Below are 25,103 nucleotides of genomic sequence, written 5' to 3'. Positions count from 1 at the left end.
AAGCCTGAAACCTGGAGAGCCGTTTTTGAGCCAGGAATACACTGAAGACAAAGACGTCACATTGACGAAGTTAAGCAGCGGGCGCCGACTCCTGGAAGCGCTACTGATCCTTATTGCCCTTTTTGCCGTCTGGTTGATGGCTGCCTTACTCAGCTTTAACCCTTCGGATCCCAGTTGGTCGCAAACCGCGTGGCACGAACCTATCCATAATCTGGGGGGAATACCCGGAGCATGGCTGGCAGACACACTGTTCTTTATTTTTGGCGTCATGGCCTACACCATTCCCGTCATCATTGTCGGCGGCTGCTGGTTTGCATGGCGACACCAGGCCAGCGACGAATACGTCGATTATTTTGCCGTTTCGCTGCGTATTATTGGCGTTCTGGCGCTGATCCTTACCTCTTGCGGGCTTGCCGCAATCAATGCCGATGACATCTGGTATTTCGCCTCTGGCGGCGTGATCGGCAGCCTGCTCAGCACCACGTTGCAACCATTACTGCACAGTAGCGGCGGTACGCTGACGCTATTGTGCATTTGGGCTGCGGGATTAACGTTGTTTACCGGCTGGTCATGGGTGAGCATTGCGGAAAAACTGGGCGGCTGGTTACTCAATATCCTGACGTTTGCCAGCAACCGTACCCGTCGCGACGATACCTGGGTCGATGACGAAGAATATGAAGATGAAGATGAGTCTTTCGACACCGCTGATGGCAAACCTGATGAATCGCGTCGGGCGCGTATTCTGCGCGGTGCGTTAGCACGCCGTAAGCGTCTGGCGGAGAAATTTACCAACCCGCTTGGCCGTCATACTGATGCCGCGCTATTTTCCGGCAAACGCATGGATGATGAAGACGAAATTGAATACAGCGCTCGTGGCGTTGTTGCCGATCCTAACGATGTGCTGTTCTCCGGTAATCGTGCGACGCTGCCTGAATATGACGAACTTGACCCACTGCTGAATGGTCATTCGGTGACAGAGCCAGTTGCCGCCGCAGCTGCAGCGACAACGGCAGCTCAGGCCTGGAGCGCACCGGTTGATCCGCTGCTGCAAACATCGCCAGTGACCAATACCGTTATGGAACAACCGGCCCCAGCCGTAGCCTGGCAAGCCGTGCCTGGTCCGCAAACCGGTGATGCGGTGATTGCGCCAGCGCCTGAGGGGTATCCTCAGCCAGCCCACTACGCGCAGCCACCGGTGCAGCAGCAGTTTGAACCATGGCAGCAGCCGGTTGTGGAGGAGAGTCCGCAGCCGCAGGGATTTACCGCGGAGCACAACTGGCAGCCGGAACCTGCATATCAGCCGGAGCCCGTGCAGCAGCCTGTTTATCAGCCGGAATCAACCTTTCAACAAAACGCCGCGTTCCAGCAGCCTGCGGTTGAACAACCGCCTGTAGTGGAACCTGAGCCGGTGGTTGAAGAGGTTAAACCGACTCGTCCGCCACTCTACTATTTTGAAGAAGTTGAAGAGAAACGTGCACGTGAGCGCGAGCAACTGGCCGCCTGGTATCAGCCGATTCCAGAGCCTGCTCAAGAGCCTGAACGTGTTAAGCCGTCTATGCCGACGGTAGCATCCATACCGCCCGTTGAGTCAGTTGCTGCCGCTGCGCCGCTGGCCGCTGGGGTGAAAAACGCCGCTTTAGGGGCGGGTGCGGCTGCCGCAGCACCTGTCTTTAGTCTTGCGGGTAGCGGTGCGCCGCGTCCACAGGTGAAAGAGGGGATTGGTCCGCAGTTACCGCGTCCGAATCGTGTGCGCGTACCTACTCGTCGGGAGCTGGCGTCGTATGGCATAAAACTGCCGTCACAACGTATGGCTGAAGAGAAAGCGCGCGAAGAGCATCTTGATACAGATGCATACAGTGACGAAGAAATTGACGCCATGCAGCAAGATGAGCTGGCGCGTCAGTTCGCCCAGTCTCAGCAGCACCGCTATGGCGACGAGTATCAGGATGATGCCAGTCAGACTGATGATGATTCAGCCGCAGAAGCAGAACTGGCTCGCCAGTTTGCCTCTTCCCAGCAGCAGCGCTATTCCGGTGAACAGCCTGCCGGAGCGAATCCGTTCTCGCTTGATGACTTTGAATTTTCGCCAATGAAAACGCTGGTGGATGATGGTCCGCATGAGCCGCTATTTACTCCAAGCGTAATGCCGGAGCCTGCGCCGCAGTACCAGCAGCCTGTCGCACCGCAGCAGCATTACCAGCAGCCAGCGCAGCCTGTCGCACCGCAGCAGCATTATCAGCAGCCAGCGCAGCCTGTCGCACCACAACAGCATTACCAGCAACCGGCGCAACCAGTCGCACCACAACAGCATTACCAGCAACCGGCGCAACCAGTCGCACCACAACAGCATTACCAGCAACCGGCGCAACCAGTCGCACCACAACAGCATTACCAGCAACCGGCGCAGCCTGTCGTACCACAACAGCATTACCAGCAACCGGCGCAGCCAGTCGCACCGCAGCAGCATTATCAGCAACCGGCGCAGCCTGTTACAGCGCCGCCGCAGGATAGTCTGATCCATCCGCTCCTGATGCGTAATGGCGACAGTCGTCCGGCGCACCGTCCAAGTACGCCGCTGCCATCGTTGGATCTGCTCACGCCGCCGCCGAGTGAGGTTGAGCCGATAGATACTTTCGCTCTGGAGCAAATGGCTCGTCTGGTGGAGGCTCGTCTGGCGGACTTCCGCATTAAAGCCGATGTGGTGAACTACTCACCTGGTCCGGTTATTACCCGCTTTGAGCTTAATCTTGCTCCTGGAGTTAAAGCGGCGCGTATTTCCAACCTGTCGCGAGATCTGGCGCGTTCATTGTCGACCGCAGCGGTACGCGTGGTCGAGGTAATTCCGGGCAAACCGTATGTCGGGCTGGAGTTACCCAACAAAAAACGTCAAACCGTTTATCTGCGCGAAGTGTTGGATAACGCCAAATTCCGTGATAACTCATCTCCGCTGACCGTGGTACTGGGTAAAGATATTGCGGGCGAACCGGTGGTTGCCGATCTGGCGAAAATGCCGCACCTGCTGGTGGCAGGGACAACTGGTTCCGGTAAGTCGGTTGGGGTGAACGCCATGATCCTCAGCATGTTGTACAAGGCGCAGCCGGAAGACGTTCGCTTTATCATGATTGACCCGAAAATGCTGGAACTGTCGGTTTATGAAGGCATTCCGCATTTGCTGACTGAAGTTGTGACCGACATGAAAGATGCCGCCAACGCCCTGCGCTGGAGCGTCAATGAAATGGAACGTCGCTACAAGCTGATGTCGGCGCTTGGCGTACGTAATCTTGCCGGTTATAACGAAAAAATTGCTGAAGCCGCCCGTATGGGGCGTCCGATTCCGGACCCGTACTGGAAGCCGGGCGACAGTATGGATGTTCAGCATCCGGTGCTGGAAAAACTGCCGTATATCGTTGTGCTGGTGGATGAATTCGCCGACCTGATGATGACCGTGGGTAAAAAGGTGGAAGAACTGATTGCTCGTCTGGCGCAAAAAGCGCGTGCGGCGGGGATCCACCTGGTGCTGGCGACCCAGCGACCGTCGGTTGACGTTATCACTGGTCTGATTAAAGCGAACATCCCAACGCGTATCGCCTTTACCGTGTCCAGTAAAATTGACTCGCGTACCATCCTTGACCAGGGCGGAGCGGAATCGCTGTTGGGTATGGGTGACATGCTGTATTCCGCACCAAACTCAACGATCCCAGTGCGTGTACACGGCGCCTTTGTACGTGATGAAGAAGTTCACGCTGTGGTTCAGGACTGGAAAGCGCGCGGTCGTCCACAATACGTTGACGGCATAACGTCTGACAGCGAAAGCGAAGGCGGCGGTGGCGGCTTTGATGGTGGCGAAGAGTTGGATCCGCTGTTCGATCAGGCGGTAAACTTTGTCACCCAGAAACGCAAAGCCTCAATCTCCGGCGTCCAGCGTCAGTTCCGTATCGGTTACAACCGAGCGGCGCGTATCATCGAACAGATGGAAGCGCAGGGAATTGTCAGCGAGCAAGGGCATAATGGTAATCGTGAAGTGCTGGCTCCACCGCCCTTCGAATGATTGCAAAGTTAAGTAATTCAGTATTTTCTACTTTCCTCATGCTGATTTTTGGCCTGAAATGGATAGCAGAGGGATCTCCCCGTTGGGAGTGACGTATTTTGAGGAATAACGATGAAAAGAATCGCAATCACCTGTGCATTATTGTCGAGCTTTGTGGTGAGCAGCGTCTGGGCAGATGCTGCCAGCGACCTGAAAAGCCGCCTGGATAAAGTCAGTAGCTTCCATGCCAGCTTTACTCAGAAGGTCACGGACGGTAGCGGTGCGGCGGTGCAGGAAGGTCAGGGTGACTTATGGGTTAAACGTCCTAATCTGTTTAACTGGCATATGACGCAGCCTGACGAGAGCATCCTGGTTTCCGATGGTAAAACGCTGTGGTTCTTTAACCCGTTTGTTGAGCAGGCGACTGCGACATGGCTGAAAGACGCCACGGGCAACACGCCGTTCATGCTGATTGCGCGTAACCAGGCCAGCGACTGGCAGCAGTACAATATTAAGCAAAATGGCGATGATTTCGTGCTGACGCCAAAAACCAGCAGCGGTAACCTTAAGCAGTTTACTATCAATGTTGGGCGTGACGGGACGATCCACCAGTTCAGCGCCGTTGAACAAGACGATCAGCGCAGCAGCTATCAGCTGAAATCTCAGCAGAACGGTGCGATTGAACCCTCTAAATTCACCTTTACCCCGCCGCAAGGTGTAACGGTTGACGATCAACGTAAGTAGAGGCGTGTGAGTGAGCAATCTGTCGCTCGACTTTTCTGATAATACTTTTCAGCCGCTGGCCGCGCGTATGCGGCCAGAAAATTTAGCGCAGTATATCGGCCAGCAGCATCTGCTGGCTGCGGGCAAACCCTTGCCGCGCGCCATTGAGGCCGGGCATCTGCACTCCATGATTTTATGGGGACCGCCGGGGACCGGGAAAACGACGCTTGCCGAAGTTATTGCCCGTTACGCCAACGCCGATGTCGAACGAATTTCGGCAGTTACGTCTGGCGTGAAAGAAATTCGTGAAGCGATTGAGCGTGCGCGTCAGAACCGTAACGCGGGGCGACGCACGATCCTGTTCGTGGACGAAGTTCACCGTTTTAATAAAAGCCAACAGGATGCGTTTTTACCGCATATTGAAGACGGTACCATTACGTTTATTGGTGCTACCACTGAAAACCCCTCGTTTGAGCTCAACTCGGCGCTGTTGTCGCGTGCGCGCGTTTATCTACTGAAATCGTTAACTTCCGACGACATTGAACAGGTGCTGGACCAGGCGATGTCAGACAAAGTGCGTGGTTATGGCGGCCAGGATATTGTTCTGCCGCCAGAAACGCGTCGGGCTATTGCCGAACTGGTTAATGGTGACGCGCGGCGGGCGCTGAATACGCTGGAAATGATGGCCGATATGGCCGAAGTTGATGATTCCGGCAAGCGCGTATTGAAACCAGAATTGCTCACCGAAATTGCCGGTGAACGTAGTGCGCGTTTCGATAATAAAGGCGATCGTTTTTACGATCTCATCTCCGCACTACACAAGTCGGTACGTGGAAGCGCCCCAGATGCGGCGCTTTATTGGTATGCGCGAATTATTACCGCTGGTGGCGATCCGCTGTACGTTGCCCGTCGCTGTCTGGCGATTGCCTCAGAAGATGTCGGCAATGCCGATCCCCGCGCCATGCAGGTGGCGATTTCCGCATGGGACTGTTTTACCCGCGTGGGACCCGCGGAAGGCGAACGCGCGATTGCTCAGGCGATTGTTTATCTGGCCTGTGCGCCGAAGAGTAATGCGGTTTACACCGCCTTCAAAGCCGCGCTGTCTGATGCCCGCGAACGTCCGGATTACGACGTGCCGGTTCACCTGCGCAATGCGCCGACTAAGCTGATGAAAGAGATGGGCTACGGTCAGGAGTATCGTTATGCCCATGATGAGCCTAATGCCTATGCCGCCGGAGAAGAGTACTTCCCGCAGGAAATGGCACAAACGCGCTATTATCGCCCCACAAACAGAGGTCTTGAAGGCAAGATTGGCGAAAAGCTCGCCTGGCTCGCCGGACAGGATCAAAATAGCCCTATAAAACGCTACCGTTAGTGTTATCGTTGCGGTAATGTTGTCTCTGTATCCCTGTGACCGCAGGCTGTGGTCACTTTCTCCTATTTTAATTCGATAAGCACAGGATAAGCATGCTCGATCCCAATCTGCTGCGTAATGAGCCAGACGCAGTCGCAGAAAAACTGGCAAGCCGGGGCTTTAAGCTGGATGTAGATAAGCTGCGCGCTCTTGAAGAGCGTCGTAAAGTTCTGCAGGTACAAACTGAAAACCTGCAGGCAGAGCGTAACTCGCGATCGAAATCCATCGGCCAGGCAAAAGCGCGCGGGGAAGATATCGAGTCTTTACGTCTGGAAGTGAACAAACTGGGCGAAGAGCTGGATGCCGCGAAAGCTGAACTTGATACCTTACAGGCCGAGATCCGCGACATTGCGCTGACTATTCCTAACCTGCCAGCGGACGACGTTCCGGTGGGTAAAGATGAAAATGACAACGTCGAAGTCAGCCGCTGGGGTACTCCGCGTGAGTTTGATTTCGAAGTGCGCGATCATGTTACCCTGGGTGAAATGCACACGGGTCTTGATTTCGCCGCTGCGGTTAAGCTGACCGGCTCTCGTTTCGTGGTCATGAAAGGGCAGATTGCGCGTATGCACCGTGCGCTGTCTCAGTTCATGCTGGATCTGCATACTGAACAGCATGGCTATAGCGAAAACTACGTCCCGTATCTGGTTAACCATGACACGCTGTACGGTACAGGCCAACTGCCGAAATTCGCTGGCGATCTGTTCCATACCCGTCCACTGGATGAAGAAGCTGATAGCAGCAACTATGCGCTGATCCCAACGGCAGAAGTTCCGCTGACCAACCTGGTGCGCGACGAAATCATCGATGAAGATGCGCTGCCGATCAAAATGACTGCGCATACGCCGTGCTTCCGTTCTGAAGCAGGTTCTTACGGCCGTGACACGCGTGGTCTGATCCGTATGCACCAGTTCGATAAAGTTGAGATGGTGCAGATTGTTCGCCCGGAAGATTCGATGGACGCGCTGGAAGAGATGACCGGCCATGCCGAGAAGGTCCTGCAACTGCTGGGTCTGCCGTATCGCAAAATCATCCTGTGCACTGGCGACATGGGCTTCGGCGCATGCAAAACTTACGATCTGGAAGTGTGGATCCCGGCGCAGAACACCTATCGCGAAATCTCCTCTTGCTCCAACGTGTGGGATTTCCAGGCTCGTCGTATGCAGGCGCGTTGCCGCAGCAAATCCGACAAAAAGACCCGTTTAGTGCATACTCTGAACGGTTCCGGTCTGGCGGTTGGGCGTACGCTGGTTGCGGTAATGGAAAACTATCAGCAGGCTGATGGCCGCATTCAGGTTCCGGAAGTATTACGTCCGTACATGAATGGCCTGGAATTCATCGGTTAAGTTACCTTTCTCTGCTAAAAAAGCGCCTCAGGGCGCTTTTTTTATGCCCGTTTGACGTCGGACAATAATGACTACTCCTATAGGGGTAATACTGACTTCGAATGAAAGTCAGTATTTTTCTCTGTCTTTTAGCAAATTCAGTTTCTACCAGCCCGTATATCGATATTAACGTTATATAAAAAACTATACATCGAATATTTGTATTTTGTTTATTGTGAGCAGCAGAGTGAGCCACTATGAAAACTAAGATCCCCGATGCCGTGCTGGCAGCTGAGGTTAGTCGCCGCGGTTTGGTGAAAACGACGGCGATAGGCGGACTGGCGGTGGCCAGTAGCGCGTTTACCCTGCCATTTACCCGGATTGCAAATGCTGCAGAAGCCCTTAATCCGACACCGATTAATGAGAAAGTGATCTGGAGCGCGTGTACGGTGAACTGCGGCAGCCGCTGCCCGCTGCGTATGCATGTGGTCGACGGTGAAATAAAGTATGTCGAAACTGACAACACCGGCGATGACAACTATGACGGTCTGCACCAGGTACGCGCCTGTCTGCGTGGTCGATCCATGCGTCGCCGAGTCTATAATCCCGATCGTCTGAAATACCCGATGAAACGCGTTGGTAAGCGTGGCGAAGGAAAATTTGAGCGCATCAGTTGGGATGAAGCCTACGACATCATTGCCAGCAATATGCAGCGTCTTATCAAAGACTACGGCAATGAGTCTATCTACCTGAACTACGGTACCGGTACGCTGGGTGGCACTATGACGCGCTCGTGGCCGCCGGGTAAAACGCTGGTGGCACGGTTGATGAACTGCTGCGGCGGCTATCTTAATCACTACGGTGACTACTCTTCAGCGCAAATCGCTGCCGGGTTGAACTATACCTACGGCGGCTGGGCTGACGGTAACAGCCCGTCCGACATTGAAAACAGCAAGCTGGTGGTTCTGTTCGGTAATAACCCTGGTGAAACCCGTATGAGCGGGGGTGGGGTAACCTATTACCTTGAACAGGCGCGACAGAAATCCAATGCCCGCATGATCATTATCGATCCCCGTTATACTGATACCGGTGCGGGGCGTGAAGATGAATGGATCCCGATCCGTCCTGGTACTGATGCGGCGCTGGTCAATGGTCTGGCGTATGTCCTGATCACCGAAAACATGGTTGACCAACCGTTCCTCGACAAATACTGCGTGGGTTACGACGAGAAAACCTTACCGGCCGACGCGCCGAAGAACGGTCACTATAAGGCGTATATTCTTGGGCAGGGTAAGGACGGCATTGCCAAGACCCCGGAGTGGGCGGCGCAGATTACCGGTATTCCCGCTGAACGTATCGTCAAACTGGCGCGTGAAATAGGTAGCGCTAAACCGGCATACATCAGCCAGGGGTGGGGGCCGCAGCGTCATGCTAACGGTGAAATAGCGACCCGCGCCATTTCTATGCTCGCTATCCTGACCGGTAACGTTGGGATCAACGGCGGCAACAGCGGGGCGCGTGAGGGCTCATACAGTTTGCCGTTTGAGCGTATGCCAACGCTGGAAAACCCTGTTGAAACCAGCATCTCGATGTTCATGTGGACGGACGCGATTGAGCGAGGCCCGGAGATGACGGCCCTGCGCGACGGCGTACGCGGCAAAGACAAGCTCGATGTTCCTATTAAGATGATCTGGAACTATGCCGGTAACTGTCTGATTAACCAACACTCTGATATTAACCGCACGCATGAAATCCTCCAGGACGAGAAGAAGTGCGAGATGATCGTCGTCATCGACTGTCATATGACTTCCTCGGCGAAATACGCAGACATTTTGCTGCCGGACTGCACTGCCTCCGAACAGATGGATTTTGCGCTGGATGCCTCATGCGGGAACATGTCCTATGTGATTTTCACCGATCAGGCGATCAAACCACGCTTCGAATGCAAGACTATCTACCAGATGACCAGCGAGCTGGCGAAGCGCCTTGGCGTTGAGCAGCAGTTTACAGAAGGTCGTACTCAGGAAGAGTGGATGCGCCATCTGTATGAGCAGTCGCGCAAAGTGATTCCTGAACTGCCTACGTTTGAAGAATTCCGTCAGCAAGGGATCTTTAAACAGCGCGATCCGCAAGGACATCATGTGGCGTACAAGGCATTCCGTGAGGATCCTAAAGCCAATCCGCTGACCACGCCGTCAGGTAAGATCGAAATTTATTCGCAGCAGCTTGCCGAGATCGCGGCAACCTGGGAACTGCCGGAAGGTGATGTAATTGATCCGCTACCGATTTATACCCCAGGCTTTGAAAGCTTAAACGATCCGCTGGTGGAGAAATTCCCTTTGCAGCTGACCGGCTTCCACTATAAGTCTCGCGTTCACTCGACCTATGGCAACGTCGATGTCCTGAAAGCATCCTGCCGCCAGGAAATGTGGATCAACCCGATGGATGCGCAGCGACGCGGTATTAACAACGGCGACAAGGTACGTATCTTTAACGATCGTGGTGAAGTGCATATTGAGGCGAAAGTGACGCCACGTATGATGCCCGGCGTGGTGGCATTGGGCGAAGGGGCCTGGTATGACCCGGATGCAAAACGCGTGGATCAGGGCGGTTGCATTAACGTCCTGACGACCCAGCGTCCGTCTCCTCTCGCAAAGGGAAATCCGTCACACACGAACCTTGTTCAGGTTGAAAAGGCGTAAGGAGTAACCGATGACAACCCAGTATGGATTTTTTATTGATTCCAGCCGTTGCACCGGTTGCAAAACCTGCGAACTGGCCTGCAAAGATTTCAAAAATTTAACCCCGGAAGTCAGCTTCCGCCGCATTTATGAATACGCAGGCGGCGACTGGCAGGAGGACAACGGCGTCTGGCATCAGAACGTCTTTGCTTATTACCTCTCCATTGCGTGTAACCACTGTGAAGATCCAGCCTGTACCAAGGTTTGTCCGAGCGGCGCGATGCACAAACGTGAAGATGGTTTTGTCGTTGTCGACGAAGATGTTTGCATTGGCTGCCGGTATTGCCACATGGCCTGTCCTTACGGCGCGCCACAGTACAATGCTGAAAAAGGGCATATGACTAAATGTGATGGCTGCCATGAGCGCGTCGCTGAAGGCAAGAAACCTATCTGCGTGGAGTCCTGCCCACTGCGTGCGCTGGATTTTGGTCCGATTGAAGAGCTGCGCAAAAAACACGGTACTTTGGCTGCGGTAGCGCCACTGCCGGGCGCGCACTTTACCAAACCAAGTATTGTCATCAAACCTAACGCCAATAGCCGCCCGACCGGGGATACTACAGGTTATCTGGCCAATCCGAAGGAGGTGTAAGATGGGAAGTGGATGGCATGAATGGCCGCTGATGATCTTCACTGTCTTCGGACAGTGTGTAGTTGGTGGCTTTATCGTTCTGGCGCTGGCGTTGATGAAAGGGGACTTACGCCCTGAATCGCAGCAGCGCGTGATTGCCTGCATGTTCGGGCTGTGGGTATTAATGGGCATTGGCTTTATTGCTTCCATGCTCCACCTGGGCTCACCGATGCGCGCCTTTAACTCACTCAATCGTGTAGGGTCTTCTGCGTTGAGTAATGAAATTGCCAGCGGCTCAATCTTCTTTGCCGTTGGCGGCATCGGCTGGCTGCTGGCAACGTTGAAAAAAATGTCGCCCGTATTACGCAATCTGTGGTTAGTTGTCACCATGGTACTGGGCGTGATTTTTGTCTGGATGATGGTGCGCGTGTATAACACCATCGATACTGTGCCGACCTGGTACAGCATCTGGACGCCGCTGGGCTTCTTCCTGACGATGTTTATGGGCGGTCCGCTGCTGGGATATCTGTTGCTGAGAATTGCTGGCGTGGACGGTTGGGCGATGCGCCTGTTGCCGGCTATTTCAGTGCTTGCTCTGGTCGTGAGCGCCATCATGTCTGTAATGCAGGGGGTTGAACTGGCGACGATCCACAGTTCCATTCAACAGGCGTCTGCGCTGGTTCCGGATTACGGCTCGCTGATGGCGTGGCGGATTGTCGCTCTGGCATTAGCGCTGTGCTGCTGGATTGTACCGCAAGTGAAAGGCTACCAGCCTGCAGTTCCGCTGCTTTCCGTCGCGTTTATTCTGCTGTTAGTCGGCGAGTTGATTGGTCGTGGCGTGTTCTACGGGCTGCATATGACCGTCGGTATGGCGGTTGCCAGCTAAATGACAAACCGGGGCATAGCCCCGGTTTTTTTACTTCTGTTTAGTTAACGTGTCGTAGCTGGTCATCAGATTGCGATAATCAGGAATGTGATTAGAGAACAGCGTCGCCAGACCTTCGATATCGTTGCGCCAGTCGCGATGCAACTCACATGCGACACCAAACCACGTCATCAGTTGAGCACCGGCCTGGGACATCCGATCCCATGCTGAATGGCGAGTAATTTCATTAAATGTACCCGACGCATCGGTTACGACAAAGACATCAAAACCTTCTTCAATAGCCGAGAGCGCAGGGAAAGCAACGCAAACTTCCGTCACGACACCGGCAATAATCAGCTGTTTTTTACCGGTCGCTTTCACTGCTTTCACGAAATCTTCGTTATCCCACGCGTTAATGTTTCCGGGGCGAGCAATATAAGGCGCATCGGGAAATTGAGCTTTCAGTTCCGGTACCAGTGGCCCGTTTGGTCCTGTCTCGAAACTGGTTGTCAGAATGGTTGGGAGTTTGAAGTATTTTGCTAAGTCGCCGAGGGCAAGCACGTTGTTTTTAAATTTATCGGGATCGATATCCCGAACCAGAGAGAGCAGGCCAGCCTGATGGTCGACCAGCAGTACTGCCGCATTATCTTTATCAAGTCTTACGTAAGGTTTAGTCATGATATTTCTCCTGTTCAGCATCAGTGGGGGAAATTTGATGAGTTTAAGTCTACAGAAAGAACGATATATGGATTAGATACCTAAATAAGAACTCACTGTTCTATTTTGAAGACAATGCAGATCTGCATCCCGCATAGAGTTTAGTAAGAAATAAAAGTAAGGGGAGTCCATGAAATTTTTCGACTGAACGCAACGCGAGATTTTTGTTTTAGATCAATAAAAACAAGCAGATGTGTTTTTGTGTTTTTTATCTATTCACATTAAGAATCAGTAATGCAAATCGATCGTCCGGAAAGCGCCTCAGCCCTTTGATTGCGCCGATTGACAATGTTTTTGGCAGTGGCATGATGCGCATGAAATTTGAACTTCCTCACGGTTTTTATTCATGTCCATCTATACCCGTCCCGTCATGCTGTTGCTGTGCGGGCTGCTTCTGCTGACCCTGGCGATCGCCGTGTTAAACACGCTCGTCCCGCTTTGGCTCGCCCATGAAAATTTGCCCACCTGGCAGGTAGGTGTGGTGAGTTCTTCCTACTTTACCGGCAATCTGGTAGGGACGTTGCTGACCGGGTATTTAATAAAACACCTTGGTTTTAATCGCAGCTATTATATTGCCTCGCTTATTTTTGCCGCGGGCTGTATCGGCCTGGGGGTTATGGTGGGATTCTGGAGCTGGATGACCTGGCGTTTTATCGCCGGTGTTGGCTGCGCCATGATTTGGGTGGTAGTGGAAAGTGCGCTGATGTGCAGCGGGACTTCGCGTAATCGCGGACGCTTGCTTGCCGCCTATATGATGATCTATTACGTGGGGACGTTTTTAGGCCAGCTACTGGTTAGTAAAGTATCAACAGAATTGATGAACGTCCTGCCGTGGGTGACGGGTACGATCCTGGCTGGCGTTTTGCCATTGCTCTTTACGCGCATTGCCAATCAGCAGGGTGATGAACAGCAGTCTACTCCTATTACCTCCATGCTGAAGTTGCGGCAGGCGCGTCTGGGCGTTAACGGCTGTATTATTTCCGGGATTGTGCTGGGGTCTTTGTATGGCCTGATGCCGCTGTATCTCAACCATCAAGGGGTGAGCAACGCCAGCATTGGTTTCTGGATGGCGGTTCTGGTTAGCGCCGGTATTCTGGGGCAATGGCCGATTGGCCGCCTGGCAGACAAGCTGGGACGCCTGCTGGTTTTACGCGTCCAGGTCTTCGTGGTTATCGTCGGAAGTATCGCCATGCTGAATCAGGCGGCGATGGCGCCTGCGTTGTTTATGTTGGGTGCGGCAGGTTTTACCCTCTATCCGGTGGCGATGGCCTGGGCCTGTGAAAAGGTTGAACATCATCAGCTGGTCGCCATGAATCAGGCATTGTTATTAAGCTATACCGTTGGCAGCCTGCTTGGTCCTTCATTCACCGCAATGCTGATGCAGAATTATTCCGATAATCTGTTATTCATTATGATTGCCAGCGTATCGTTTATTTATCTGCTGATGTTGTTGCGTAGCGCCAGACATACGCCGACTCCGGTGGCTCACGTATAAAGCGCGCCAGACGGTATGCAGGCAAAATGTTTGCATACCGTGACTCATTTTCCCATTGCGGGTATGCCGGAAGTTGCGAGGTATTCGCATGCTTTCAGCGTGCAGTGAAGTTGCGCCTGACTGGTCATACTCGTCAGCTGTTGTAAATGCTCCCCTTCATCCAGCCAGCAAACCAGTTTTTGAATCATTTCAATATGTCGGGTGCTGCTGGCAGCCGCCAGGACAATAATTAACCGCACATCTGGATGCCCTGGAAAAGGCACCGCCTCTTTCAGACACAAGAGCGACAAATGTGTCTCACTGCTTATCACTCCTTCTTCCGGACGAGCGTGCGGCAGGGCAAACTCAGGGCTTAAGATGTACCACGGACCCAGTTGTTCTGTTTCACGGATGATTGCCTGAGCGTAGGCGGACGTAATCGCGCCCAGTTCTTCCAGAGGCTGGCAAGCCAGCGTCACGGCCTCCTGCCAGGAGTGGCATTGTTCACGAAACTGACAGGCAGAAAATAGCGCAGATGTCATTGTGTTCTCCTTATTTCAGAGCAGCAGACCGCATTGCGGTCTGCCAACCCGAACTATCTGAGGGCTTCAAAGAGTGCGGTCGCCGAAATACCGTATTTCTCTTTCAACTGGCGGCTATTGCCTGATTCCGTAAACGTATCTTGTGTCCCCAGTCGGATTAATCTCGTGGTTAATCCTTCCTCCGCCAATACTTCAGCAACCTGTCCGCCAAGCCCACCGGTGATCGTGTGATTTTCAATCGTTGCGATCTGCGGGCAACTGGCAATCAGTTGCAGAAAGCGCTGGCGGTTAAACGGTTTTAGCATGGCGACGTGAATCAGCTTGCCACGTTTTCCCTGGGCGCACAGCTGCACATAACCTGCGCTTGCCTGCTCCAGAACGGTCCCTTCATAGAGAATGGCGAAGTCATTGCCTGAGTCCTCCACGGCGGCGATATCGGTCACTCGCGGAACGGCAGATTTATCGCGCACGGGCATCGGTTCTCGGGCTACGCGAATATAGACCGGACCGGGAATGTTTACTGCCTGTTCAAATGCGGCCTCAACTTCTTCAGCGTCGGCAGGTGTTAGAATTGTGAGCCCCGGCAGTACGCGCGTCAGGGCCAGATCTTCCAGCGCATGATGCGATGCGCCGTCAGGTCCATCATCCATTCCTGGGTGGCTACCAACTAATTTAATGTTAGCTTTGGCGTAGCATGCCTGGCGCAGCTGAGTCCAGGCGGTGCCTGTCACAAACATCGCAAAGTTAACGTAGAACGGAATATTTCCTTCCAACGCCTGGCCAGTGGCAAAGCTCATTGCCGATCCTTCCGCAATACCCATTTCAAAGAAAGCGTCTGGATAGACGGCCTGGAACTGGTCAGTGCGGGTGGAGCTGGCTAAATCACTATCAATGGCGACAATGGGATAGCCCTTTTTTTTCAGGGCAATGAGTGCGTTACCAATTTCATCACGTGGGGCTTTCATCACTGCAACTCCTCCATAGCCTGCTGATATTGTTCGGCGGTTGGGGTTTTTGAATGCCAGTCACCGTTATTTTCCATATAGCTAACGCCACTGCCTTTGGTGGTATGCGCAATAATGGCGACAGGTTTTCCTTTCAGATGGCGTGAAAGCATCAGCGTGTCGGCAACCTGATGCATATCGTTACCGTTATGGAGTTCGAGTACGTGCCAGCCGAAAAGACGCACTTTGTCGGCCAGAGGTTCCAGATTCACCACCTGATTAACGGGGTCGTGGGAGGAAAAACCGTTGTAGTCAATAATCGCCACCAGGTTATCCATCTTCATATGGCCTGCCTGTTGTAGCGTTTCCCAGATTTGCCCTTCATGCATTTCGCCATCGCCAATGATGGCGAAAACGCGCTGTGATTCCCCCCGCTGTTTTTTGGCCGCCGCCATACCAAAAGCAATGGATAATCCCTGGCCCAGCAGGCCGGTTGTTGCATCGACTTCGGGCAGAGATTTGATGCTAGGGTGCCCCTGTAAACGTGAGTTAATTTGTCGAAAAGTATTAAATTCGCTGCGCTCAATTTTGCCTTTTTGATGCAGCATGGCGTACTGAGCAGCAACTGCATGACCTTTGCTCATGACCACGCGAGCGCGAGGGGCGCAGGAGAAGTTCACCTCTTGATCGTAAATCCAGGTCAGAATGTCGATGATGGACAATGCACCGCCAGGATGGCCAATGCCTGATTCATAAATCATGGTGACAATATCCCGGCGAGCAGCCAGCGCATGGGATTTTAATTCGTCAATATTCATGTTCATTCCTTATCAGGGCAACATTTTGCCGATGTAATAAACCACTAAGCCGAGGGCGACAAAATCTGTCTCCGGGAAGCTAGTACCGGACAATCCCACCGATTCCATGATGGGATAGATGAGTGCCGGGCCAATACCAATTAATATGCCAGTGACAAAGCTACCGGCGATGGCCCCTTTCCAGCCTCCTGACGCATTACCGAAGACGGCGGCGGTAGCACCAATGAAGAAGTAGGGGATGGCGACGGGGATAATGACCGTTTGCCCAATTGATGCGAGTACCCCCATAACCACCAATCCACCCACAAAGGAAGATATGAAACCTAAAACGGTGGCGGTTGGGGCATACGGAAAGACGACTGGGCAATCCAGTGCGGGTTTGGCGTTCGGGATAAATTTTTCAGAGATGCCCAGAAATGCCGGGACTATTTCTGACAACAGCAAGCGAACGCCGGTGATGATGATATAAAGCGATGCGGTAAACGTGAGTGACTGGAATAGCGGATAAACCAGCCAATGCATTCCACCGGCGGCGGCCGTTACCGCTTCTTCGCCTGCGGCAAGCGCCGCGATGTAATAGAAAATACTGACAGAGATGGACACGGAGACGATGTAGTCTTTAAAAATCCCCAACCATCCGGGAAGATTTAGCTTTTCTGTTGACTGCTTAGGATCACCCACTTTCGAACCGATCCATCCCGATAGCGCGTAGGCCAGAGTAACGTAATGACCCATCGCGATTTCATCATTACCGGTAATCTTACGCATCCACGGCTGAGCGATAGCTGGATAGACACAGGCCGCAAGCCCCAGCAGTATGGAACCGACGATGATTGTTGTTACATCGCTGTAGCCAAGCGCCTTAAGCGTAACGGTTAAGAGGGCAGACAGATACAGATTATGTTGGCCAGTCAGGAAGATGTATTTGAACGGCGTTACGCGGGCAAAAAACAAGTTCCAGCCGAAACCAACGACCATGATGAGTGAAACGCACATGGCAAACTTGGTTTGTGCCAGCCCAGTTAACGCTTCGGCTAACGGCATCACACCTTTCAGACCGAATCCATCGCTGAATAAGGTCTGAAAATTACCTAAGGATGTCACCGCAATCCCTGCTCCGCCGGCAAATACCAGAAATCCGACGATGGTTTTAAAGGTACCTGAAAGCACTTTTTCGATGGGTTTACGCTGGATAAGCAAACCAATTAGCGCAATAAAGCCAACTAAAAGTGGGGTTACACCCAAAATGTCGAATACAATGAACTTTAGGAGATCCATATTTCCCCCGGAGAGGTTAGTTGTTTTGAACAACGCTGGTGAGCGCAGATTCCATTTCTTCGCTGTTCATCAGATCGGTGATACCGATTGCTCTGAACCCGGCGGCTTCTACCTCATCGGTCAGGTCGCTCATGGTGATCACGAAGTCGATGTTTTGCCAGGTTCGTAGCCCTGACAGGACATCGTGTTCAAGATCGATATCCCAGCCATGTTTATCGATGACTTTTTGGGCTTTGATTTTCAGCATTAGCGAACTGCCCATACCGGTACGACAGACGATCAGACCTTTCATTAGACGTTCTCCTGTTTGTAAAAATAATTATTTTTAATTATCATTGGTGCGATAAAAATTATTATCGCAAAGCCGGGCAAAGTATGTGACAGCATTTGCATTTTGTGCAAAAAGGCGAAAAATGAGTCAGATAGATACTAATTTATTGATTAACATAAGAAATGGGGCTTCAGAGCTTAGTCCGATCCTGGAAAAGGTAGGGCGTTTTATCACTGAAAATCCTGATTTTGTGATGCGGCATACGATAACCGAGCTGGCCGATTCTATTGATACCAGTGAGGGGAGCATCACTCGTTTTTGCCGTGCCTTTGGTTTTAAGGGGTTTTCTGATTTCAGAACGGCTCTTGCACTGGAGCAAGGAGCTGCACGGCCGAATGATGGAGGAAGTGAGGAGACGGCGGCGGTACTGGCAAGCGTTTGTGACAGCAATGCCATCATTGACAGCAAAGAGTTGCAGGCGGTTGCGACCTGGTTAAATCAGCTCAGTAATATTGCAATTTATGCGGTAGGTACTGCGGTGCCGGTGGCGTTATTCCTGCAAATCAATCTGGTGCAGATGGGGAAAATAGCCAGTTATATCGACCGATTTTATCCGGCGGCTATCTCTCCGTTGGCGGACAGCCAAAAAACAGGGATTATCGTTATTCATACAGAACAAGTCTCTACCGATATGATGCAGTCGCTGACGCTAGCGAAGGAACAAGGCATAAAAATTCTCTCGTTAACTCGCGGATCGTTTGCGCCATTAAATCGGCTTTCTGACTGGAATTTGCAGGCGGCGGTTGCATTACAGGGGGAAGGTGAGTCTGGTTTTGCTGAAATTGCTGGTGCGATGATGGTGGCGGATCGCATACTCAGTGCTCTGGAAGAGCAGGATGAGCGTTACGTGCAGTGTCGTAAAGCACACCAGAAACGTATTTTCTCTATTGAAAGCGTGACCAATAAACTTTCAGAATATTTTATGTCGTAGGCATCGAACGTTGGCGTCGCGCTACTCAAGCAGAGCGCTGCGACGCCGTGGTCGTCATACCTTAGTACATTACTTTATGACCATACTGCTCAAGAATGCCTTTCACGCGCTCCATGGTCTCTTTCTTCGGTGGCTTAACACCGTCAAGTTTGTACTCTTCACCCATTGCCACCCATTTGTGTTTGCCCAGCTCATGGTATGGCAGCAGTTCGATTTTCTCTACGTTGCCCATATCGCGGGTAAACTCGCCCAGGCGGTGCGCGGAGTCGTCATCGTCAGACCAGCCAGGCACAACGACGTAGCGGATCCACACCTTGATGTCTTTATTGGACAGGTAACGTGCGAACTCAAGCGTACGATGGTTAGATACGCCCACCAGATTCTGATGGATTTCATCATTCATCTGTTTGAGATCGAGCATCACCAGGTCAGTGACTTCCAGCAATTCATCAATCACCGGATCGTAGCGGCGAACAAAACCGTTGGTATCCAGACAGGTATGAATACCTTCTTTTTTACAGGCACGAAACCAGTCGCGTACAAATTCAGCTTGCAGGATAGCTTCGCCACCGGACGCTGTTACACCGCCACCGGAGGCGTTCATAAAGTGGCGGTAGGTCACGACCTCTTTCATTAACTCGTCGACGGTGACTTCTTTGCCGCCGTGCGTATCCCATGTGTCACGGTTATGACAATACAGGCAGCGCATCAGGCAGCCCTGGAAGAAGGTAATAAAACGGATGCCCGGGCCATCAACAGTGCCACAGGATTCAAAGGAGTGAATGCGACCAATAACTGACATTGCGGTGTTTCTCCAGGTGTGGCCCATCCGGGGCCAGTGTTAGTGCACAGTTATTAACTGTGTCGAGTCTGTTTTGGCTGCTATCCATAAGTATAGATAGCTGACAAAGCAGGCTATTAAAAAGGCCCCACTTACGTGGAGCCTTTATTGTACGCTTTTTAAAGTACGATTTCAGTCAAAACCAATTACATGGTCTGAGTGAAGGTACGAGTAATAACGTCCTGCTGCTGTTCTTTAGTCAGGGAGTTAAAACGTACTGCGTAGCCAGAAACACGGATGGTCAGCTGCGGATATTTTTCCGGATGTTCCATCGCATCCAGCAGCATTTCACGGTTCATGACGTTCACGTTCAGGTGCTGACCACCTTCGATGGACGCTTCGTGGTGGAAGTAACCATCCATCAGACCAGCCAGGTTGGTCTTACGAACTTCGTCGTCTTTACCCAGCGCGTTCGGAACGATAGAGAAGGTGTAAGAGATACCATCTTTAGCGTAAGCAAACGGCAGTTTAGCAACGGAGGTCAGAGAGGCAACAGCACCTTTCTGGTCACGACCGTGCATTGGGTTAGCACCCGGTCCGAACGGCGCGCCAGCACGACGACCATCTGGGGTGTTACCGGTTTTCTTACCATAAACCACGTTAGAGGTGATGGTCAGAACAGACTGAGTCGGGATAGCGTTACGATAAGTAGTCAGTTTCTGAATTTTCTTCATGAAACGTTCTACCAGGTCAACCGCCATGTCATCAACGCGAGAGTCGTTGTTACCAAACTGCGGGTATTCGCCTTCGATTTCGAAGTCGACAGCCAGACCGTCTTCGTCACGAATCGGTTTAACTTTCGCATATTTGATTGCAGACAGGGAGTCAGCAGCAACGGACAGACCAGCGATACCACACGCCATGGTGCGGATAACGTCACGGTCGTGCAGCGCCATCAGAGAGGCTTCGTAGCTGTACTTGTCGTGCATGTAGTGGATAACGTTCAGTGCAGTGACGTACTGTTTAGCCAGCCAGTCCATGAAGTGATCCATGCGCTCCATAACTTCGTCGAAGTTCAGAACGTCGCCTTTGATCGGTTCAGATTTAGGACCAACCTGCATTTTCAGTTTTTCATCAACGCCGCCGTTGATTGCGTACAGCATGGTTTTCGCCAGGTTTGCACGCGCACCGAAGAACTGCATTTGTTTACCAACAACCATCGGGCTTACGCAGCAAGCGATAGCGTAGTCGTCGTTGTTGAAGTCCGGACGCATCAGGTCATCGTTCTCGTACTGCAGAGAAGAGGTGTCGATGGACACTTTAGCGGCGAATTTCTTGAAGTTCAGAGGCAGTTTTTCAGACCACAGAACGGTGATGTTCGGCTCCGGAGAAGGACCCATGGTGTACAGGGTGTTCAGGAAGCGGAAGCTGTTTTTGGTAACCAGAGTACGGCCATCAACGCCCATACCACCGATAGATTCAGTTGCCCAAATCGGGTCACCGGAGAACAGTTCATCATATTCAGGGGTACGCAGGAAACGAACCATACGCAGTTTCATGACCAGGTGGTCAATCATTTCCTGAGCGTCTTGCTCGGTGATTTTGCCTGCTTTGATATCACGTTCGATGTAGGCATCCAGGAAGGTGGATACGCGACCGAAGGACATTGCTGCGCCGTTCTGAGATTTAACCGCGGCCAGGTAGCCGAAGTAAGTCCACTGGATAGCTTCCTGAGCGTTGGTTGCCGGACCAGAGATATCGCAGCCATATTTAGCAGCCATTTCTTTGATTTGACCCAGTGCGCGGTGCTGTTCAGCAATTTCTTCACGCAGACGGATAGTGGCTTCCAGGTTTACGCCGTTTTCCAGATCGGACTGCAGAGAGACGAACTGAGCGTATTTGTCTTTCATCAGGTAGTCGATACCGTACAGCGCAACGCGACGGTAGTCACCGATGATACGGCCACGGCCATAGGCATCTGGCAGACCAGTCAGAACACCGGATTTACGGCAGTTCAGAATGTCTTTGGTGTAAACATCGAATACGCCCTGGTTGTGGGTTTTGCGGTATTCGGTGAAGATTTTTTTCAGCATCGGGTCCAGTTCGCGATTGTACGCTTTGCAGGAACCTTCAACCATTTTGATGCCGCCAAACGGAATGATCGCACGTTTCAGCGGAGCTTCAGTCTGCAGACCAACAATTTTCTCGAGCGCTTTGTTGATGTAGCCAGCGTCGTGAGAAGTGATGGTAGAAGCAACGGAGGTGTCAAAGTCAACAGGCGCGTGAGTGCGGTTTTCCTGTTTAACGCCTTCCATCACGCTGTCCCACAGTGCAGTGGTCGCATCAGTTGCGCCAGCCAGGAAGGACTCGTCACCCTCATACGGAGTGTAGTTTTTCTGAATGAAGTCACGGACGTTTACTTCATTCTGCCAATCACCTTTGGTAAAACCTTCCCAGGCTGTGGCTAACTTTTCATTAAGCTCGGACATGTAACACCTACCTTCTTAAGTGGATTTTTTATTTACTGCGTGTAATGGGCATCATCAGATTAATGATGATCGTTACCACGCAGATAAATGACCCAGTATGTCAACCCGACCAACAAACCGCCGCCGATAATGTTGCCGATCGTAACCGGAATCAGGTTATCGGTGATGAAATTCATCACGGTCAGGTGAGAAAAATTCTCCGGAGAAGACCCAACAGCGGTCCAGAATTCCGGGGTGGCGAAATCGCGAATTACAATACCCATAGGGATCATAAACATGTTTGCGATACTGTGCTCAAAACCGCTGGCAACAAACATTGCGACCGGTAATACCATGATAAACGCTTTGTCCATCAGGCTGCGACCCGAATAGCTCATCCATACTGCCAGACACACCATCAGGTTCGCCAGGATGCCAAGACTTACCGCCTCAACAAAAGTATGGTGCACTTTGTGGTCGGCTGTTTGCAGGACGTTGAGACCCCACGCGCCGTTAGCGGTCATATACTCGCCAGAAAGCCACATGAGTAACACGAAGATCAGGGCGCCAATCAGGTTGCCGACATAAACGTTAAGCCAGTTTTTAGCCAATTGGCCCCAGGTGATGCGACCACTGGCTTTCGCTACGACAATCAGTACGGTTGAGGTGAAGAGGTCTGCACCGCAGACAACGCAGAGAATCAGCCCCAGGGAAAAGCAGATACCACCTACTAGCTTCGCCATGCCGAAAGGCATTGTGCCGGTACCGGTTGTGGCGGTGATATAGAAAACAAAGGCAATTGAAATGAATACACCGGCAGTAATTGCCAGATAGAACGTCTTAAGCGGATGTTTCGTTGCTTTATAGACGCCTGCTTCTTCGGCAACTTTGGCCATTGCAGCAGGAAGAATAAGATCAAAAGGGTTGTCAGCTTTCACACTAACTCTCTCTTTATTAAGTCGGCGACGAGATACTAACAAAGCATTATAGATGAGAATTTGATATAGATCATATCTCGCCTGGCTTATAGGCCCGTAAGGCGCATGGTTTTTATGCGATTACGGTGTAACTTGTTGATTATCCAAATAAAAATAAATTTTAAAAATTATAAAGTGAGTTGAATTTTTTCTTTCTGTCTCCTCTGGGGCGGTTAATTAAAATGGAGTAATTGAGATAAAAAACCACATTAATAAGCTAATTTTCTTAATATCAACTACTAATATTTAACCTTGTTTTTACATTTATTTTTTGATTTGACCAAAATAAAAAACAGGGCGCATTAAGCGCCCCGTAATATAGCCCAGACAATACCTTTAGCCTACTCAGCGCAGGCTGATTGTCACTATTTTGACCAATGTGCTGCTTTCGCGCGCTGCAGTTTTTCGTAAGCTTTCAGCAGAGACTGATGCGCCGGGAAAGCCTGCAGATCGCTATCAACAGTTTGAAGCCCGTAGAACGGCGCTTCGCCACTTAATGCTGCACTTGCGGCTTCAACCGCCTCGGCACCGTACATGCGCACAAACGCGTTCAGATATTGTAGCGGCTGACGATCTTCTTCCTGAGATAGCAGCAGCAGCGTTTGCAGACAGCGGTAGTAGTTGGCACGTTCAGCGCTAAAGACAGAGGCGTTGAATTCCATCGTCCATTCTGTCCAGACCAGCGCCTGCTCCAGGTCGCCGCCGGCCAGCGCCAGCATCACTTTAAGCTCGCCAATGCGCAGGGTGTACCAACCGTTATCCGCACCGGTTGCCAGACCGAGCAGCTCGCGTACGCGGGTGAAGTCGTCAAAGCCTTCTTCATCCAGTTGTTCGATCAGATTGAGATAGTCTTCTTTATCCCATTCACTGCCCGGAAGCGAGAGAATAGTGTCACGCAGATGGGCGCCCATGGCGTTGTTGGCTAACCACAGATCTTCAGCCGGATAGATGTCAGACATTCCCGGAACAATAATGCGGCACGCGTAAACGCTCAGGTGCTCGTAGTCGGCGATATACACTTCTTTATCTTCAGCATTGAAGATGGCCATCAGGGTGGCGAACTCTTCTTCGGTGGTACCGGAGAAATTCCAGTCAACGAACGGATAGTCAGCATCCTGCTTGAACAGATCCCAGGAGATCAGGCCGCTGGAATCGATGAAGTGGGTTTCAAGGTTAGTATGTTCAGCCACTTCTTCGTCGTCAAAGGTCGGTGGGGTGAAGACATCAAGATCTTTCAGACCACGGCCTTGTAGCAGTTCAGTGACGGTACGCTCCAGCGCAACGCCGAAATCCGGGTGCGCACCGAAGGAGGCAAAGCAGGTACCATTGGCCGGGTTGAACAGGACAACGCAAATCACCGGATACTTGCCGCCCAGCGAGCCATCGTAGGCGAAAATTGGGAAACCTTCCGCTTCCAGTTTGGCGATGGACTCCACCACTGCCGGGTAGCGCGCCATGACTTCGGCCGGGATTTCCGGCAGGCTGATGCTTTCCGCAATAATACGGTTCTTCACATGACGCTCAAAGACTTCAGACAGGCCCTGAACGCGCGCTTCGTTACGGGTGTTACCCGCAGACATGCCGTTAGAAACGTACAGGTTGCCAATAATATTCATCGGAATATAGACGGTCTGGTTATCCGACTGACGGGTAAACGGTAGGCCGCAGACCCCACGTTCTTCATTACCGGATTGCAGATCGATAAGCATGCTGCCAGTCAGTTCGTTGTCTGGATCGTAAAACGCACGCAGACGAGCATCCAGCAGACCTTCTGGTACGTCGTCTTCTTCAGTCAACGGGAACCATTTTTCGTTCGGATAATGCACGAATGGGCCGTTGGCGATGGTTTCACCCAGCCAGAAATCCGCAAAGAAATAGTTAGTCGACAGACGCTCAAAATATTCGCCCAGCGCGGAAGCCAGCGCCGCTTTTTTCGTCGCGCCTTTACCGTTGGTGAAGCACAGCGCGCATTCTTTGTCGCGAATATGTACAGACCAGACGTTAGGGACGGGATTCAACCACGAGGCTTCTTCAATTTGAAAACCAAGGTCGAGCAATTTTTGCTGGAAGCGAGCGATGGAGTCTTCCAGAGCGGCATCTTTGCCGGGGATAAATGTTTGCGTCATGAAAATCACTTTTGTCGTACGGAAAGCGCGCAATGATACGGGTTTTAAATGAA

Annotated in this window: 19 protein-coding genes; 9 read left to right on the top strand and 10 right to left on the bottom strand. The window is 51.9% G+C overall.

Features of this window, described 5'->3' with window-relative positions; all coding sequences use genetic code 11:
* Positions 1-25: 25 nt before the first annotated feature.
* The 7 genes from ftsK to HV229_RS16485 all read left to right on the top strand — a co-directional run bounded on the left by ftsK (position 26) and on the right by HV229_RS16485 (position 11,684).
* Positions 26-4,048 (top strand): DNA translocase FtsK, encoded by a 4,023-nt coding sequence (gene ftsK, locus HV229_RS16515; protein ID WP_181545928.1) that lies wholly within the window; start codon positions 26-28, stop codon positions 4,046-4,048.
* Positions 4,049-4,159: 111 nt separating this feature from the next.
* Complete coding sequence (lolA, locus tag HV229_RS16510; protein ID WP_003831898.1) at positions 4,160-4,771, top strand: outer membrane lipoprotein chaperone LolA; 612 nt, start codon at positions 4,160-4,162, stop codon at positions 4,769-4,771.
* Between the two features lie 10 nt (positions 4,772-4,781).
* A complete protein-coding gene (gene rarA, locus HV229_RS16505) occupies positions 4,782-6,125 on the top strand; it encodes a replication-associated recombination protein RarA (RefSeq protein ID WP_131348209.1) in 1,344 nt (447 codons plus the stop codon).
* 92 nt (positions 6,126-6,217) lie between these two features.
* Positions 6,218-7,510: a serine--tRNA ligase gene (gene serS / locus HV229_RS16500; protein ID WP_003831902.1), complete on the top strand. Its 1,293-nt coding sequence runs from the start codon at positions 6,218-6,220 to the stop codon at positions 7,508-7,510.
* A gap of 236 nt (positions 7,511-7,746) precedes the next feature.
* Positions 7,747-10,191 (top strand): dimethylsulfoxide reductase subunit A, encoded by a 2,445-nt coding sequence (gene dmsA / locus HV229_RS16495; protein WP_115190742.1) that lies wholly within the window; start codon positions 7,747-7,749, stop codon positions 10,189-10,191.
* 10 nt (positions 10,192-10,201) lie between these two features.
* On the top strand, positions 10,202-10,819 hold the full coding sequence (locus HV229_RS16490; protein ID WP_003035741.1) for a DMSO/selenate family reductase complex B subunit: 618 nt from the start codon (positions 10,202-10,204) through the stop codon (positions 10,817-10,819).
* Between the two features lies 1 nt (position 10,820).
* The gene (locus tag HV229_RS16485; protein ID WP_181545926.1) at positions 10,821-11,684 is read left to right on the top strand and encodes a dimethyl sulfoxide reductase anchor subunit family protein; all 864 of its coding nucleotides are present in this window, start codon (positions 10,821-10,823) and stop codon (positions 11,682-11,684) included.
* A gap of 30 nt (positions 11,685-11,714) precedes the next feature.
* On the opposite strand, the gene ycaC is transcribed toward HV229_RS16485, so the two are convergent.
* Positions 11,715-12,341, bottom strand: coding sequence for an isochorismate family cysteine hydrolase YcaC (gene ycaC / locus HV229_RS16480; RefSeq protein ID WP_016152433.1), 627 nt, complete (start codon positions 12,339-12,341; stop codon positions 11,715-11,717).
* Positions 12,342-12,726: 385 nt separating this feature from the next.
* Between ycaC and HV229_RS16475 the strand changes: the two genes are divergently transcribed.
* Positions 12,727-13,875: an MFS transporter gene (locus tag HV229_RS16475; RefSeq protein ID WP_016152434.1), complete on the top strand. Its 1,149-nt coding sequence runs from the start codon at positions 12,727-12,729 to the stop codon at positions 13,873-13,875.
* A 44-nt stretch (positions 13,876-13,919) separates the two neighbouring features.
* On the opposite strand, the gene HV229_RS16470 is transcribed toward HV229_RS16475, so the two are convergent.
* From HV229_RS16470 to HV229_RS16450, 5 genes are read right to left on the bottom strand one after another with little or no spacing between them, the layout of a single operon-like run.
* Positions 13,920-14,396, bottom strand: a complete 477-nt coding sequence (locus HV229_RS16470; protein WP_016152435.1) for a PTS sugar transporter subunit IIA — start codon at positions 14,394-14,396, stop codon at positions 13,920-13,922.
* 53 nt (positions 14,397-14,449) lie between these two features.
* Positions 14,450-15,361, bottom strand: a complete 912-nt coding sequence (locus tag HV229_RS16465) for a transketolase C-terminal domain-containing protein (RefSeq protein WP_047501183.1) — start codon at positions 15,359-15,361, stop codon at positions 14,450-14,452.
* Positions 15,361-16,158 carry a transketolase gene (locus tag HV229_RS16460; RefSeq protein WP_181545924.1) on the bottom strand — a complete coding sequence of 266 codons (798 nt, stop codon included), beginning with the start codon at positions 16,156-16,158 and terminating at the stop codon, positions 15,361-15,363. Before HV229_RS16460 ends, HV229_RS16465 begins: the two co-directional genes overlap by 1 nt.
* A 12-nt stretch (positions 16,159-16,170) precedes the next feature.
* Complete coding sequence (locus HV229_RS16455) at positions 16,171-17,436, bottom strand: PTS ascorbate transporter subunit IIC (RefSeq protein WP_016156112.1); 1,266 nt, start codon at positions 17,434-17,436, stop codon at positions 16,171-16,173.
* 16 nt (positions 17,437-17,452) lie between these two features.
* Entirely contained in the window at positions 17,453-17,728 is a 276-nt protein-coding gene (locus tag HV229_RS16450; RefSeq protein WP_016152439.1) for a PTS sugar transporter subunit IIB, read from the bottom strand.
* A gap of 121 nt (positions 17,729-17,849) precedes the next feature.
* On the opposite strand from HV229_RS16450, the gene HV229_RS16445 reads away from it, so the two are divergent.
* On the top strand, positions 17,850-18,698 hold the full coding sequence (locus HV229_RS16445; RefSeq protein WP_016156113.1) for a MurR/RpiR family transcriptional regulator: 849 nt from the start codon (positions 17,850-17,852) through the stop codon (positions 18,696-18,698).
* Positions 18,699-18,759: 61 nt separating this feature from the next.
* Here HV229_RS16445 and pflA read toward each other — a convergent pair whose 3' ends face one another.
* From pflA to ycaO, 4 genes are all read right to left on the bottom strand, one after another.
* Positions 18,760-19,500, bottom strand: a complete 741-nt coding sequence (pflA, locus tag HV229_RS16440; protein ID WP_003035751.1) for a pyruvate formate lyase 1-activating protein — start codon at positions 19,498-19,500, stop codon at positions 18,760-18,762.
* A gap of 185 nt (positions 19,501-19,685) precedes the next feature.
* The gene (pflB, locus tag HV229_RS16435; RefSeq protein WP_016152441.1) at positions 19,686-21,968 is read right to left on the bottom strand and encodes a formate C-acetyltransferase; all 2,283 of its coding nucleotides are present in this window, start codon (positions 21,966-21,968) and stop codon (positions 19,686-19,688) included.
* Positions 21,969-22,027: 59 nt separating this feature from the next.
* On the bottom strand, positions 22,028-22,885 hold the full coding sequence (gene focA / locus HV229_RS16430) for a formate transporter FocA (RefSeq protein ID WP_003831909.1): 858 nt from the start codon (positions 22,883-22,885) through the stop codon (positions 22,028-22,030).
* Between the two features lie 404 nt (positions 22,886-23,289).
* Entirely contained in the window at positions 23,290-25,050 is a 1,761-nt protein-coding gene (gene ycaO / locus HV229_RS16425) for a 30S ribosomal protein S12 methylthiotransferase accessory factor YcaO (RefSeq protein ID WP_047414124.1), read from the bottom strand.
* Positions 25,051-25,103: the final 53 nt, after the last annotated feature.

This window comes from Citrobacter sp. RHBSTW-00524, assembly GCF_013747755.1.
GTDB classification, from domain to species: Bacteria; Pseudomonadota; Gammaproteobacteria; order Enterobacterales; family Enterobacteriaceae; genus Citrobacter; species Citrobacter braakii.
This window is presented reverse-complemented; position numbering and strand designations above follow the sequence as displayed.

Coding starts and splice junctions, on each gene's coding strand:
- HV229_RS16465 (WP_047501183.1), bottom strand. CDS start 15,361: ATGAAAGCCCCACGTGATGAAATTGGTAACGCACTCATTGCCCTGAAA.
- HV229_RS16450 (WP_016152439.1), bottom strand. CDS start 17,728: ATGAAAGGTCTGATCGTCTGTCGTACCGGTATGGGCAGTTCGCTAATG.
- HV229_RS16460 (WP_181545924.1), bottom strand. CDS start 16,158: ATGAATATTGACGAATTAAAATCCCATGCGCTGGCTGCTCGCCGGGAT.
- ycaC (WP_016152433.1), bottom strand. CDS start 12,341: ATGACTAAACCTTACGTAAGACTTGATAAAGATAATGCGGCAGTACTG.
- lolA (WP_003831898.1), top strand. CDS start 4,160: ATGAAAAGAATCGCAATCACCTGTGCATTATTGTCGAGCTTTGTGGTG.
- HV229_RS16475 (WP_016152434.1), top strand. CDS start 12,727: ATGTCCATCTATACCCGTCCCGTCATGCTGTTGCTGTGCGGGCTGCTT.
- pflA (WP_003035751.1), bottom strand. CDS start 19,500: ATGTCAGTTATTGGTCGCATTCACTCCTTTGAATCCTGTGGCACTGTT.
- ycaO (WP_047414124.1), bottom strand. CDS start 25,050: ATGACGCAAACATTTATCCCCGGCAAAGATGCCGCTCTGGAAGACTCC.
- HV229_RS16490 (WP_003035741.1), top strand. CDS start 10,202: ATGACAACCCAGTATGGATTTTTTATTGATTCCAGCCGTTGCACCGGT.
- HV229_RS16445 (WP_016156113.1), top strand. CDS start 17,850: ATGAGTCAGATAGATACTAATTTATTGATTAACATAAGAAATGGGGCT.
- HV229_RS16485 (WP_181545926.1), top strand. CDS start 10,821: ATGGGAAGTGGATGGCATGAATGGCCGCTGATGATCTTCACTGTCTTC.
- HV229_RS16455 (WP_016156112.1), bottom strand. CDS start 17,436: ATGGATCTCCTAAAGTTCATTGTATTCGACATTTTGGGTGTAACCCCA.
- dmsA (WP_115190742.1), top strand. CDS start 7,747: ATGAAAACTAAGATCCCCGATGCCGTGCTGGCAGCTGAGGTTAGTCGC.
- serS (WP_003831902.1), top strand. CDS start 6,218: ATGCTCGATCCCAATCTGCTGCGTAATGAGCCAGACGCAGTCGCAGAA.
- pflB (WP_016152441.1), bottom strand. CDS start 21,968: ATGTCCGAGCTTAATGAAAAGTTAGCCACAGCCTGGGAAGGTTTTACC.
- HV229_RS16470 (WP_016152435.1), bottom strand. CDS start 14,396: ATGACATCTGCGCTATTTTCTGCCTGTCAGTTTCGTGAACAATGCCAC.